This window comes from Pedococcus sp. P2_E4 (assembly GCF_056403935.1).
Genome location: NZ_JBFUEO010000026.1, coordinates 16,066 through 28,792 on the forward strand (window position 1 = coordinate 16,066; position 12,727 = coordinate 28,792).

Annotated in this window: 11 protein-coding genes, 1 tRNA gene and 1 pseudogene; 4 read left to right on the top strand and 9 right to left on the bottom strand. The window is 68.4% G+C overall.

Features of this window, described 5'->3' with window-relative positions:
* Positions 1–151 precede the first annotated feature (151 nt).
* From AC1DV7_RS12740 to AC1DV7_RS12760, 5 genes are all read right to left on the bottom strand, one after another.
* Positions 152–667 (bottom strand): hypothetical protein, encoded by a 516-nt coding sequence (locus AC1DV7_RS12740; protein ID WP_477597506.1) that lies wholly within the window; start codon positions 665–667, stop codon positions 152–154.
* A complete protein-coding gene (locus AC1DV7_RS12745) occupies positions 664–1,260 on the bottom strand; it encodes an RNA polymerase sigma factor (RefSeq protein ID WP_477597527.1) in 597 nt (198 codons plus the stop codon). The genes AC1DV7_RS12740 and AC1DV7_RS12745 overlap by 4 nt, the downstream gene beginning before the upstream one ends.
* Positions 1,260–2,843: a S8 family serine peptidase gene (locus AC1DV7_RS12750; RefSeq protein WP_477597507.1), complete on the bottom strand. Its 1,584-nt coding sequence runs from the start codon at positions 2,841–2,843 to the stop codon at positions 1,260–1,262. Before AC1DV7_RS12750 ends, AC1DV7_RS12745 begins: the two co-directional genes overlap by 1 nt.
* Before the next feature lie 564 nt (positions 2,844–3,407).
* The gene (locus tag AC1DV7_RS12755; RefSeq protein WP_477597508.1) at positions 3,408–3,752 is read right to left on the bottom strand and encodes a hypothetical protein; all 345 of its coding nucleotides are present in this window, start codon (positions 3,750–3,752) and stop codon (positions 3,408–3,410) included.
* Between the two features lie 382 nt (positions 3,753–4,134).
* Positions 4,135–5,262: a restriction endonuclease gene (locus AC1DV7_RS12760; RefSeq protein ID WP_477597509.1), complete on the bottom strand. Its 1,128-nt coding sequence runs from the start codon at positions 5,260–5,262 to the stop codon at positions 4,135–4,137.
* A 753-nt stretch (positions 5,263–6,015) separates the two neighbouring features.
* Between AC1DV7_RS12760 and AC1DV7_RS12765 the strand changes: the two genes are divergently transcribed.
* Both AC1DV7_RS12765 and AC1DV7_RS12770 read left to right on the top strand, forming a co-directional pair.
* Positions 6,016–6,330: a helix-turn-helix domain-containing protein gene (locus AC1DV7_RS12765; RefSeq protein WP_477597510.1), complete on the top strand. Its 315-nt coding sequence runs from the start codon at positions 6,016–6,018 to the stop codon at positions 6,328–6,330.
* Positions 6,331–6,371: 41 nt separating this feature from the next.
* Positions 6,372–7,490 carry an AAA family ATPase gene (locus tag AC1DV7_RS12770; RefSeq protein WP_477597511.1) on the top strand — a complete coding sequence of 373 codons (1,119 nt, stop codon included), beginning with the start codon at positions 6,372–6,374 and terminating at the stop codon, positions 7,488–7,490.
* Positions 7,491–7,542: 52 nt separating this feature from the next.
* Here the strand turns inward: AC1DV7_RS12770 and AC1DV7_RS12775 are convergent, their stop codons facing one another.
* The 3 genes from AC1DV7_RS12775 to AC1DV7_RS12785 all read right to left on the bottom strand — a co-directional run bounded on the left by AC1DV7_RS12775 (position 7,543) and on the right by AC1DV7_RS12785 (position 10,862).
* Positions 7,543–7,893, bottom strand: a complete 351-nt coding sequence (locus AC1DV7_RS12775) for a matrixin family metalloprotease (protein WP_477597512.1) — start codon at positions 7,891–7,893, stop codon at positions 7,543–7,545.
* Between the two features lie 1,362 nt (positions 7,894–9,255).
* Complete coding sequence (locus tag AC1DV7_RS12780; RefSeq protein WP_477597513.1) at positions 9,256–10,671, bottom strand: tyrosine-type recombinase/integrase; 1,416 nt, start codon at positions 10,669–10,671, stop codon at positions 9,256–9,258.
* The gene (locus AC1DV7_RS12785; RefSeq protein ID WP_477597514.1) at positions 10,671–10,862 is read right to left on the bottom strand and encodes a helix-turn-helix transcriptional regulator; all 192 of its coding nucleotides are present in this window, start codon (positions 10,860–10,862) and stop codon (positions 10,671–10,673) included. Before AC1DV7_RS12785 ends, AC1DV7_RS12780 begins: the two co-directional genes overlap by 1 nt.
* 122 nt (positions 10,863–10,984) lie before the next feature.
* Between AC1DV7_RS12785 and AC1DV7_RS12790 the strand changes: the two genes are divergently transcribed.
* Positions 10,985–11,067 (top strand) — tRNA-Ser (locus AC1DV7_RS12790).
* Positions 11,068–11,393: 326 nt separating this feature from the next.
* Here the strand turns inward: AC1DV7_RS12790 and AC1DV7_RS12795 are convergent.
* Positions 11,394–11,801: pseudogene (locus tag AC1DV7_RS12795) on the bottom strand (DNA N-6-adenine-methyltransferase); the annotation flags it as partial.
* A gap of 339 nt (positions 11,802–12,140) precedes the next feature.
* Between AC1DV7_RS12795 and AC1DV7_RS12800 the strand changes: the two are divergent.
* Positions 12,141–12,611: a helix-turn-helix domain-containing protein gene (locus tag AC1DV7_RS12800; RefSeq protein ID WP_477597515.1), complete on the top strand. Its 471-nt coding sequence runs from the start codon at positions 12,141–12,143 to the stop codon at positions 12,609–12,611.
* The last annotated feature ends 116 nt before the right edge of the window (positions 12,612–12,727 follow it).

Consider the following 12,727-nt stretch of genomic DNA (forward strand, 5'->3'; position numbering starts at 1 on the left):
CGACGCTCTCGTCGTGGTCCAGCGACTCGGACAGGGCCAGGGCTCGGCGGAGGGTGCGCTCGGCGTCACGGAACCTGCCGACCTCGTTGAACTTCCTGCCCCGGGCCAGGAGATCGGCGACCCGATGATCCGCAACCTCGATGGCGTCTCCTCAGATCTCGATCGCTGGGGTGATGACCGGCCGGCTCTGTGGGTCGTCGAGGCGCCGCATCACCAGGTGGACGAGCCCCCGCTCGACCGACGCGAAGGTGAACCTGCCGGCGTCGTCCGTCGTGGTCTCCTGGGTGCCCGACCGCTCGCGCAGCTCGACGTGGGTGGGCCCCGTCGTGACCCAGCCGCTCAGCCGGACACTGCCGCCCACGACCGCCTCGAGCGTGATCATCGCCGTGAGGTGGTCGCTCGAGAACGTGATGGTGCCGGCCCGGTCGTACTGCGTGGAGCGCACCCCCGCGAGCTCCGCGGTCGTCGAGGTGATCTCGGCGATCTCGGCCTCGAGGGCGGCCACGGACATCGCGAACTTCGCCCGCTCGGCGAGCCCCGTCGGCACGGGGTCGCTCGCCTGGAGGATGGTGCGCAACGTCGACAGTGCCCGGACGTCCTGCTCGTCGATCTCGCCGTCCGCCGCGGAGCCCCACTCGTCGTCGGGTGTCATGTCGTCGAGGGTCATGTCGTCACCCATCCTGAGTCGCCGAGCAGGGCCGCTCGGAGCTTGGCGAGGCATCGTCCCCGCGTGGGGCCGATGCTGCCGATCGGCATGCCGAGCGCTTCGGCCACCTGCGCGTAGTCGGGTCGCTCGGCCAGGGCGATGACGCGCAGCAGCTGTTGGCAGCGCTCCGGCAGGTCCTTGAAGTGCTGCCACAGCACGCCCTGCTCCTGGCTGCGCACGACGACCTCGGCGGGCTCGTCCCTCGTCGCGGTGGCGGCATCAGGCATCGCATCGCCCAGGTCCTCGCGGAAGTCCTCGCGCCGGGCCCGCTTGGACACCGCCCAGGCCTCGCGCCGGGTCGTGGTCAGGAGCCACTTGAGGACACCGGCGGGGTCGGTGATCCCCGACGCGTGCTGGACCAGTGACAGCCAGGTGTTCTGGACGACGTCCTCGGCCTGCGGACCGCTCAGTCCTTGGGCCCGAGCGGTGTGCCACAGCAAGGTCGACGTGCTGTCCACCAGCTCCGACATGGCCTCAGACCGCCCGTCGCGGTAGTCGGCGAAGGCGCCGGCGGCGAGCTCGGCGAGGCTGCGTGTGTTGCCCTCGGCCACCATCACCGCGCCCCGTCCTGGTGGGTCGAACCGTCCTCGTGGGTCGAACCGTCCTCGACGGTCGAGTCTTCCTCCAGCGCCGAGTCCGCTCGCGCGAGTGCCTCGACCCGGCTCCACGGGTCGTCGTCGTCCCCACAGCCGTGGCGCACCAGGGCGGCCGCGAGGCCGCCGGCATACGCGGGTGCGGCGAAGGAGGTGCCGCTCCACAGCCCGAACCCGCTCGAGTAGTCGTCGGGGTCGCAGGACCCGCGCACCGGGTAGCCGGCTCCGGCGTGGTGCAGGGCCGGCTGGAGGCTACCGTTGAAGCTCGGCGGCATCGTGCTCACGACCGCCGTCCCGCGGCGGTACCTGCGCACCCAGTGACCCGTGTTGGAGTAGACCGACACGGTCCTGCCGTCGGGGTTGACGGACCCGACGCTGACGATGGACACGTCGAAGTCACCCGCGACGGCGAAGGCCGCCGGATAGAACTCGTGGTTGGTGCCACCGTTGCCTGCTGCCGCGACCACGGCGACGCCGGTGCTCGCGAGCCCCCGCAGCACGGCGCTGAACGCCGGCTCGTCGTCGAAGGCGCCGGGCGTCTCGTGGTAGTAGCCGAGAGAGAGGTTGAGGACGTCGACCGCGGGCCCTTCGTCCGAGGACTTGCCCGACTGGACGAGCAGCTGCCGGACGTAGAGCAGCGTGAGTGTCTTGACGAGGAACGCCTCGTCGGTCACACCGTCGCCTCGCATCACGGGCACGATCATCAACGTGGCCTCGGGGCAGTGCTGCCGCACGATGCCGGCGATGAAGGTGCCATGACCCGCGAGGGGGTCGAGCAGCCCGTTGACGCGGTCGATGGTGCATCCGTCCAGCTCCGGGTCGTCGGGCCCACCGGACGGCAGGCCGATGGGCAGGCCGTCGACGGTGATGTCCCGGAGCACGTTGTCGGTGAACCAGGGGTGCTGGCCGAGGCCGGTGTCGAGCAGGGCGACCACGGGGCCCTTGGCGTCGGCCTGTGGCTGCGGCGCCGGGCCGGCCCACACGACCGGGCACCGGGGAGAGGGGCCGCCACCGGGCATCTGGACGTCGTCGTCGCCCACGCCGGAGCCATAGCCCACGCCTGACCCGTAGCCGACGCCCGAGCCATAGCCCACGCCTGACCCGTAGCCGACGCCCGAGCCGTAACCCACGCCCGACCCGTAGCCGACCCCCGAGCCGTACCCCGTCGCGGTGACGATGTGGCTCAGGCTGACGGACTTCGCGGACTCGGGGTCCTGGGCGCGCAGCGTCTGGAGGATGAGCCAGGCGTCCGGGGCCGCGACAGGGCGCTTGGGCAGAGGCCGGAACTCCACCGTCGTGGCGGTGGCCGCGTCGACCTGCTCGCCGAGGCCGTTCGACTCGACGAGATCCTCGAAGCGGGCGTCGCGGTGGGCCTCGACGGAGTACCCCATCCGCTCGGCGATCTCGGCGAGTGCGGAGATCGGGCCCTCGGCGGAGCGGGTGGCGAGCCCGCGCACGATCAGGCGGTTGCCGGCATACAGCGTCGGGGCCAGGGCATCGTCACCGTCGAGCCGCACCGCTCGCGTGGGGTCCAGGACCCGCACGTCGAGTCGCCGCGCCGCCGAACGGGGGATGGCAACCCAGGGTGTGGGTCCCGGGCCCGGGGGCGGCGGAGGGGCTGATGCTGCCATGGGTTCTCCTGAGGTCGTGCCGACCACGCAGTGCGGTGCTCAGCGTAGTGAGGGAAAGCGTCATCTGACAGGAGATCCAGACGGGCCGGGTGATACCGGACGGGCACCGAAATCTGGCCGGTCAGGCTGTCTCGAGATTTTTTCGGCGGCGATGTATCAGGACGGCAGGTGGCCGCTCCTTCCCACCGTCAGACCTGGTCGGGGGAGCGGGACGGACACAGAGGAACACCGAGCTGGCTCAGGGGTTTGCCAGTTCGGGCCGGCGGCGCTGGGGGCAACGTCGCCGGCCGTTCCTCGAGGCAGGTTGCCGGATGGGTCCGGTGTTCGGAAGGTGGTGGTCAGGGGGGTCACCACGCGCCGGCCGCGGCCCATCCGGTGACGCTGTCGCCCTGGCTCCCGGCGTCGGGGGCGCCCGGGGAGAGCAGGCGGCGCGACACACCGGAGGGGTGTGCCGCGCCGTCTGTGCGTGCGTGTGGCTCAGGGGAGCTTGTCGGCTCCCGGGCCGTAGCCGTTCGTGTCGGCGTGCAGCCTGCCGTCGGTGCCGCGGTGGAGGCTCTCGGGGAGGTCCTCGCCCGTGAGGCGCTCCTTGGCGCTGGCCCCGGCGGTCCGTGCGACGTCGCCGATCTTGGCCGCCACGAGGGGTGCCTGCTCCCGGACGGTCTGCACGACGGTCTCCTTGACGGTGCCCACCCGGGCCTGGACCGGGTCACTGGACCACACCTTGTCGGCCTGCGACCGGATCTGCTCGTAACGCTTCTGGCCGGCCTTGGCGCCCAGGACGTACCCGGCCGCGAGCCCGGCGACGAATGACAGCTTGCCCATGGTTCTCATCCTTCGCTTGGTTCCTTCGACCCTAACCCGGTCCCCCACGAAATGCCTGATCAGGGGCATATCGACCGCTCCGCTGACGGGGTGGCCACGCGGTGGCGCTACCGTGTTCCCCGGTCATCTCGGCGTGTGCCGGGTGCCCAGGAGGGCTCGCATAGTGGCCTAGTGCGGCGGTCTTGAAAACCGCGATCCCATGTTGAGACAGCCTGAGACACCCACCGCCTCCACCACTGTTCTTGTGCTCGGGACTGCTCAAACCCCCCGGTCTCGACCGCGCCCGGTTCGGTCAACCCGTCTCTCCATGTCGCTTCATGAGTCGACTGTGAGCGGGCAGTCGCTGGGCGGTCCGGTCCGCAGCCGCGTCCGCGTAGAGACCTTAGCTGTAGGTGCGAGCGAGCCGTCTGAGCTGCTTGACCGCCTTCGTTAGGGCGGCGCTTCGGTCCCTGAGGTTGGAGCCGCCGGTGCGACTGGTCTGCATGTCATCGACGATGGTGGCCAGCTCGAGCAGCCCCCTCTCAGCCTTCTGCCGCTCCCTGTGCGATCGGTGTCGCAGTCGGAGGGTGATCGCACGTCGCAGCACGTCTGCTTGGGCAGCGGCGTCGCGGGCGGCCCTGTCGTAGTCTCCTTCGACCCGGCGCTCATTCGCCAAACGACGCTGTTCGCCGCGGTTGCTCAGGCGTGCCTGGGCCGTGGCCGACAGGGCGCGCGCCGCAGCGTTCTGCGGCGTAACCGTGTCGACGTCGCTGATGCGAAACAGGTGCACGTTCTCGGCATCGGCGTAGGCCATGGCCGACGAGGTGTAGCCAGAGGTGGCGTAGAACAGCCGGAACTCATGCCTTGTGGCGGCGCCGACCAAGTTCTGGAGCGGTGGCCGCCCGATCGGAGCGGAGTGGTGCTTGACCTGGGCGGCCGCTCTGGAGCTCACAGCGTCCAAGCCGCCATCGGCGCCGCGCGCGGTCTGCCGTGCGTCCGTGAACCCCAAGTGCAGCATGTGCTGGACGGCTACCTCCTCGGCGTCCTGCCAGCTGAGGTGGCGTCCTGACTCGGCTGTTGTTGCCGCGCGAGGAGGCCGGCCGCCGGTGGCGAAAGGTGGGACCGTCGAGCTCGCCGACGCCGTGCGAGCCTGCGGGTTGCTGGATGCTGTCCGCAGGGCGTTAGCGTCCTCTTGCCTGCTGGTAACGATCTTGGCCTGCAGTCCTTGCGGCCCGCCAACGCGCACCACGTGCCCGCCTCCGGCGGCTTCTCCCCAATGCAGCGTCAGTGGCCTCGCGAAAGTACGGATGTTCGCGGATGCCAGGCCGGCAACCATGAGGAGCCGTCGGTCCGTGAGTGCCGTGTGCACTGCACCGCCGAACAGGGCGGTGTTCTGGATGAAGTGCTCGACGGTCTCTGTGGGACCCAGCGCAGAAAGCAAAGCTGCGTCATGCGCAGCGGGGCTGAAAGACGTCCACGGACGAACTTTGGCTGCGTCTCGCGTACGCGGGTCCCGGTTCAGTGCCCCCATGAAGGGCATTCTGCCTGCGCGCGAGCCGTTGCGTCGCGGATTGTTGGGGCGACCTCCCGATTGGGCTCGACGCGCTGTTGCGTGGTGGCACCCCGAACGGACCATTCGCGAGGGAAGCCGGGAGCGGCCAAGTGCAGTCTTTACGGGATGGGTGGCGCCTGTCACTGGCAGTCGGGTAGCGCCATCATCAATGCGACGTCCAGCGGGAAGCCATCAGCCCGGGCTTGAGCCACGGCAGACCAAGCGTCAGCGTCTGCCCAAGCGCGAGCAACCTGCTTGGCCCGCCAATCGCACTGCTGCGCCTCGATTTCAGCGGTTCGTTCGTCCCACCACGGGGGCAGTGGTCGGTCCTTACATCTCAGGGCCGCTGCCAGCAACGACCAGAATGTTGAATCGGCCTCGAAACCGGGCGGCCCAAGCACTGGCTCGTGTCTCTCCCCAGACGTAGTCACCCCCGAAACGGTGCCGGGCACGCGCTCGACGACATCTGTGTGGTCAAGGCGTGTCTCACAGTCACTGTCCCTGGCCACTCGTCTGACTGTCCCGAGTGCGCCAGTACGCGCCAGCATCCTCACCAAGACCCCCGTCCCCCGGACCCCCTTTAAGGGGTCCGGGGGACGGGGGTCTTGGCATGCCGACCCTCGATCTTGGACCAGGCGTCCGGGACACCTTCCGGATGCTGGCGTGCCGGAGTGAGTTGCGGACGGTCTGGCAGGCAGACCACCCGGGTCTGCCTAATCAAGGAGGACCACAGTGGCTCTCAAACCCCTCACCCCGAAGGCGGACGCCCTTGCGTCCCTTCTCGACGATCTCAGCCGGAGCTCGGGCTCAGCCAACGGCGCCACGCCACAGCTTGTGCTCAGCCTGTCCGACAGGGACCTGGCGGATGCCCTTGGACTTCAGCCCGACAGCGTGTACCGCGCACTGAAGGAGCTGCATGGGTTCGGGGCACTCGACTTCACCAGGCCCCGACTTTGGCGCGGCAGTCGGGAGCGGTCCATCCAGCTTCTTCACGCGTCCTGGGTGTGGCTGGCTGTGCCGGGGCGCGGCCTCGGAGCGAATCGATGAGGGCATCCCTCGGGGTCCTCATCGAGGGGGAGACGGGAGAAGTGAGCGCCCCTGAGTTCATCGCGCCAAGAGCCTCCCTACTCGAGACTGCTCCCCGGCCCACGGGCGATACCTTTCCTGAGTTTCTGAGCGATGGATGGGACGACAACACGCCGCCGGTGAAGCCGACCCTGGTGGCCGTGGAAGGTGGGCTCCCGCTGCTCTACGCCGGCGAGAGCCACCTCTTGTACGGCGAGAGCGGCAAAGGGAAGTCGTTCCTTGCCTACTTCGCCGCAGCGCAGGTCGCCGCCGCGGGTGGCATCGTCGTTCTTATCGACCGCGAGAGCAACCGGCGTACGGTGCGAGACCGGCTGAAGGCCCTGGGGGTCAACCGGGCTCAGGCTGGGCGCATCGCCTACTGGAAGCCCTCGGGCTCCCTGATGCCCGATCAGCCTGCACGGTCTCAGCTCGATACCTGGCTGGCCCGCTATGACGTCGAGCTGGTCATCCTTGACAGCGTCTCGAAGGACCTTGCGGCGGCAGGGCTGGGCGAAAATGACCCCGGCGAGTACGTCCGCTGGCAGCAGCACGTCGTGGAGCCGTGGACGACCCGCCGCATCACTTCCCTCCTCATCGACCACGTGGGTCATCAAGGGTCGCAGCGTTTGGCGGCGCCACGAGGTGCCTCGTCGAAGAAGGACCAGGTGTCCGGCATGGCCCTCTTCTTCCGGTCGGTGAAGCAGTTCACGAGGGACTCGTCGGGTAGGGCTGAGCTCGTCTGCGCCAAGGACCGCGAGGGGTACCGCGAAGACGGCAAGGTTGTTGCGGTGATGCACGTCGAGGTCGCTGATGGCGGCGAGAGCGTCACCATCCGACTGACTGCGCCAGATGGCCAAGAGTCCGAGGCGGCACGTGCGCCGCAGGTGGACAGCGACGCCGAATACCGCAAGCTGGTCACCGATCTCCTTCTTGAGCACCACCACGACCCGCTGACCGGCAACCAACTGGCCACGAGGGTCAAGGGGCTTCCCGGCCGGTCTGCCATACCCGCGGCCCGGGTCCTGAAGTCGTTGGTCGCAGAGGGTCTTGTCTCAGCCAGTGCCCCAGGGCTGCGCGGGGCTATCCACTACCGCTTGGCAGAGCGCCACCCCGACGTCCCGTTGGCCTCATCACCTCAATGATTGTCGGCTCTTGACGATGGCGTTGTTCCCGCGGTCTGGCCCGTCCGCGGGCCTACGGCGCCGGCTTGGAAAGGCAGGAACCCTGACCGAGCCGGCGCAATCCCGCGCGGTCGCCAGTGCCGAGCGTGGGAGCCCCGCCCATCGTGTCGAACATGATCTGGCTCCTATCCGATACGTGCGCCAACCCGACGAGGTGGCCGAGTTCGTGCTCCAAGAGCGCTCCCAAGCTCATCCCCGAGCCGAAACCCGGTTCGTAGAGGCTGGTCTGCTCGAGGTTCAGGATTACCTGGCCGCTGACGTACACCAGACCCCCGGCAGGCGAAGGCATCACGACCGTGGTCGTCGAGGCAGAGGCGCCCTCCGAGAGTGACCGTCCATTAGGTCGGCTCCATGCCACCAGCACGGGGGGCCATCCTGTCCGGCCGGCCAACGCCCTTGTACCCCAGTCACCAGTCGGCTTCTGGTGCGTGACGCCTTTCAGTGTCAGGCGGAGGCCGGAGTTTCTCCGCAGCACTGCGAGGGCCTCAATGAGGTCATGCTTCGCACCCTGCGGGGCGCCGGACCAGTTCACGACGATGGGGACCTCAGAGCACGGGTCCCACCGCGCCGGGCGACCGTGGCCGTCCAGCTGGGTGAACGCGTACGAGGTGGCGCCTTTCACCACCCGGCCTGCTCCACGACGCCGCTGTAGCGCCCCCGCAGCCGGGGCGGGGTCCTCGCGCTTGCGGCGTAGTGCAGGCGCACCGGTGCCGGTGCCGGTGGAGCGAGCGGTAGGTGTAGCCGACCCCACCTCCGCGATCGGAGGCTGGCCAGCCTCGCCTGGCAGTGACACCCAGCCTGAGAGCATCAGGAGTACTGCAAGGCCAAAACGGGCACGCATGCTGGTCACTCGTCACATCGTGACGCCGCTCATCGTTCCCACAGTCGGCATGTAGAAACTGATGCGGCAGGCAGTCCATCCGCCGGTACAGCGTCTCGGCGCGCATGGGATGGCCCGTTCCTGTCCCTATGTTGTTGCGCGCTTGACGCTACGTCGCTTTGGAGGACAGCTTGTCGCTATTCGCGCAGGTCAAGCCTGCTTTCTGCAGGCATCCACCTTGTCCTTAGCATCGGTGACGGACGCCGAAGTAAGCGGACCTTAGGACAAGGTGCGTCTGCGGGCGCGCCTCCCAAAGGAACAGCAGGCGCGCTTGGTGCACCGGCGCCGGAATCCCCTGCCTGGCCTCTCTGCCCCGGGCCTCAAGGTAATGGCTCGTCAGATGCCCGGTCCGTGGGGCTGGCCGGTTGCGGCGGTCACGGAGAGGTACAGGTGGCGGTCTGTCCCCGCCCACCCGTTGATGAGGCAGGACGACGCCACATCCCAGGCATCCGGGCGGCTCCAGAACAGGTACGGGACTGCACATGCACGCAAAACCTGAGCGAGGACCACCTGGTGCGCAACGATCCGAGGCAGATCCTCTGGTTCGACCTCCATCCACTCGATCATGTGCGCCCTCGGGTGCCTGAGGACTCCGTCATGGGCATCGAACAGGGGGTAGCGGCCGAACTTGGTCAGATGCCAAGCGCGGTATTCGGCGAATGACGTTCTCAACCGAGTGGCCTGGATGCTGTTCGCTGCCTCTGCCTCGCTATGCGGCCGCGTGAGCACCCAGCAGTACGCGCCAAGGTCCGGAGTCGGGACGTACCCGTGAACGCTCATTCCGACCACCGTGCCGGGTCACACTACGAGGCAGTAGGCCCGGGTTGCTCGATGACCACCTAACGGTCACACCGGCAGCGACGCTTCCATGGCCGGGTACCACCGGTCCTCATCGGAGGGGATGACGTGGAAGTACGTGGACGAGCACACTGCCGCGGAGTGGCCCAACCACGCCGCTACCTTTACGACCGGCACGCTCAACAGCCACAGCGACGCGCATGCGTGCCGCAGGTCGTACACCCGCGCCAAGTCCTCTACGGCGGCACCGGGCATGCTGACCGAGCGGCCGTACCGCCAGAACTCTCCCAGTTCGGACTCCGAGAGCATCGCGCCGGTAGTTGTGGTGAACAGCAGTCCGGACGTCAGTTCCTGGCGAGTGACGAGGGCGCGCAAGATGGCGACGAGCACGGGAGGAATCGGCACTCGTCGGACTGTTCCCGACTGGCGCCTCTTGAGCCCGCGGTCGTCGCGAGTGTCGCCGGAGTCGGTCCACGCACCGCCAGCGGAGGGAGCGGACTTGCGGAGCCGCAGAGCGCCCCAACCGGTCTCCGGTAGATCGCAGTGCTCGAGCCGCAGAGCGACCGCCTCCGCCGGACGTGCGCCCGCGTAGAACACCACGGCCAGCGCGGCTGCGAAGACGAACCCTCTGGCGCCCTTCGCTGCTATGGCGCGCAACGCGGCGGGGACCAACGCAACCGAAGCCACGGAGGTTTCCGAGATGGTCTCCGTCTCCGTCTGGGCCGCCTTCGTCTTGATAGACCGCAGTGGCGAGGAGCTGATGTGGCGGTCAACCACGGAACGCTCAAGGAGCTTCGATAGGCCGTTGCGTCGCCGTGTGCGCGTGTTGGGCCCAGCGAGGCTGCCGTCGACGTTCGTTGACAGTCGGTCCAGCACCGTCTCGCAGATATCCATGTCGATGTCCCCTACCCGAATGGAGTTCCGCTCCAACCACTTCAGGGCTTCGTGGTGCGCTCGGGTGATGCGGACTCGCCCGTCCCTGAGGCGACCGTCCCTGCGGAGCGAGCTCTCAGGGTCAGGCTTGCGCAGACCTTCAGGGGACAGGCCGCCCTGGTAGAGAGCCTGATACAGCAGCGTGCGGCGGGTGTCGTCGATTTCGTGCCTGGGGTCGACGAGAAGCGCGACGGCGTGAGCGAGGTTCTCCGCGGTGGACTTGCGCGTCTTACCTCCGGCGTTGCTCCACTCCTTCCGGTAGATCGTCCGCGCCATGTCGAGCGCCGTAGGCGTCACGCCGGCACCCTCGGAAACGGGGCGGCCGGTCATGGTGTCGAACGCAACCCCGTCCTTCGCGGCGGCGTTCAGCTTCGACCAAGCGGACTCACCCTGCTTCTTGACCTTGAACGTCTGACGGAACGGCTTCAACGCGCCTTCGACCACCCACGTGAGCTCGTAGGAGGGGTTCTTCCGGTCAGCGCGGTTTCGCATACGGAGCTGGTGAACTGAGACCTTGTACGTCGTGGCCATCAGGCTGCCGCCTCGTTCTCGAACAGCCACTCGTCAACCCACTCGGTCTTGACGCGCCGGGCGCCGCCGGGGGTGGTGGTGAAGCGGGGGCCGGTGCCGGCCTCCCAGTAGCGGTACATGGAGGCGCGGGAGACCCCAGCGTGGGCAGCTGCTTCGTTGACGGTGAGCCAGACCTTCGTTGTGGTGGACATGTCCCTCCACGGTGCTCGTTCGCGCGGGTGCGCAATCGGCACCACCTTTGGCGCGTGACCTGCGACGAATCGGGACTCGGTGCTGAAGGTAGAGCCGTGTCTGGAAGACTGGTCCACGCACGGGAGGGTTCGCATAGTGGCCGAGTGCGGGCGCCTTGAAAGCGCCTGAGGGAAACCTCCGTGGGTTCGAATCCCACACCCTCCGCTGAAGTCATCCTGCCGGGTCTCGAGGTCTCTGACTGCCGGCCGAGGACTGGCTGTTACAACACCCAGTGACACCTCGTTCGGGCGCACGCTCGACCGAAGCTCGGCCTCGGACGAGTCCTTTGCGGCGCTCGCGACAGTCACCCTTCCGGCGCCCGACGGCGATGCCTCCGATGTGGTACTGCCAGGGCTGGAGTGCCGGGTGTCGCTGGTGTCCAGGGTGTGCGACTTTGCAGCCAGCGTGCCAACCGGCCCGGCCCTGCCGGGGACATCGGTGGGGCGGTAGATGACGACGGCCGAGGCGAACGCGGCAGTGTTCGTCGCGGCACCGAAGGTGAGCCGGCCACGCACGTACCGGACCTCGGCACCGGAGCCCAGGACGTGTTCGTGCCACCACGCAGTGTCAGCCCGGACCGGCACCAAGGTCACCACGGTCGCGCCGGCAGCGGCGGACTGCCGCGCCTTGGCCATCCAGGCACCAATCGGACGTCCGTAGGGCGGGTTCATCCAGGCTCGGCCGCCGAGGTAGGCGGCCTCGGCGGCCCAGTCCTGGGATAGTCCGTCCCGCCGGGTCGGGTCGGCGTGGTCCAAGGCGTAGTAGGCGGGCGTCTTGGCGTTGTCGGCGTCAGCGCACACGTCCAGGACGAACCCGAACTCGGTGTGCAGACGGTCGTAGAAGTCGGCCGGGGTCGGCCACTGGTCGGTGGCCGATGACAGGTGGGCGCGAGAGGACATCTTTGAAACTCCAGGGGCGTAGTCGTCAAGGGCCCGCTGGTGCGGGCACTCATGGCGGCTGGCCCTGACCCCTGGTGGGGCGGTCAATCGCGGCACACCGGTGAGGGGGTGCGGAGGGAACGGTGCCGGTGCGTGTGGCCAGATAGATCGGGAAACCGGCACGCCGGGATCGACTTCCCAGTACGATCCGGGACGGAATCACTCGAGCGGTCAGAAGGGACGGACGTGGCACGGGAACCGCAGGACCCGACACCGGCGACGTGGCCGCCGCCCCGCGGACCCCGGGACCTACGCACCGGGCGGTGGCGGTGGGCCTGGTCCGCACGCCCCAAGTCGTCGTTGTCCTACATCGACGATGCCGAGGAGGAGGTCGTCGGAGCGTGGCGGGCGCTGGTCGACGTTCTGGCCGATGAGCGGTATCTGCGCGGTTGGGGGCTACGACGGCTCGCGACCGAGGCTGGGGTGTCGTTGTCCGTGGTCAACGAGGTTGAGCAGGGCAGCACGTGGCCTCGGCTGGGCACGGTCGAGGCGATCGCGGGCGCGCTCGGGTTCGTCCTCGAAGTCGAAGGCGAGCCGGGACACCATGTTGTGGAAGGCGTGATGCGTCAGATTCGGCGGCAACGACGCGACCCGGAGGGCCTCACGCCACGCCAAGTCGCCGAGTACGCCGGTGTGCGCCCGAACACCATGTACGAGCTGCCGCGGACGGTGGCCGGCGGGTCCGTGCGGACGCTGCTGTCCTTGACCCGTCAACTCAACGTGAAGGTCGTCCTCATGCCTACAGCCGTGCCTCGGGTCGCACAGCGATGAAGGCGTACCGGCCGGAACCACCGGCAGTTGGGGGTCGCGACCGCGGGTCCGAAGTCGCCACTACGGTGACCACCAAGAGGGGACGGGCTCCTCGTTGGGAACTGATGCCGGTGTGC

Excerpts from the sequence above, each read along its gene's own strand:
- AC1DV7_RS12740 (WP_477597506.1), bottom strand. The coding sequence starts at position 667 with ATGACCCTCGACGACATGACACCCGACGACGAGTGGGGCTCCGCGGCG.
- AC1DV7_RS12745 (WP_477597527.1), bottom strand. The coding sequence starts at position 1,260 with ATGGTGGCCGAGGGCAACACACGCAGCCTCGCCGAGCTCGCCGCCGGC.
- AC1DV7_RS12755 (WP_477597508.1), bottom strand. The coding sequence starts at position 3,752 with ATGGGCAAGCTGTCATTCGTCGCCGGGCTCGCGGCCGGGTACGTCCTG.
- AC1DV7_RS12760 (WP_477597509.1), bottom strand. The coding sequence starts at position 5,262 with ATGGGGGCACTGAACCGGGACCCGCGTACGCGAGACGCAGCCAAAGTT.
- AC1DV7_RS12780 (WP_477597513.1), bottom strand. The coding sequence starts at position 10,671 with ATGGCCACGACGTACAAGGTCTCAGTTCACCAGCTCCGTATGCGAAAC.
- AC1DV7_RS12785 (WP_477597514.1), bottom strand. The coding sequence starts at position 10,862 with ATGTCCACCACAACGAAGGTCTGGCTCACCGTCAACGAAGCAGCTGCC.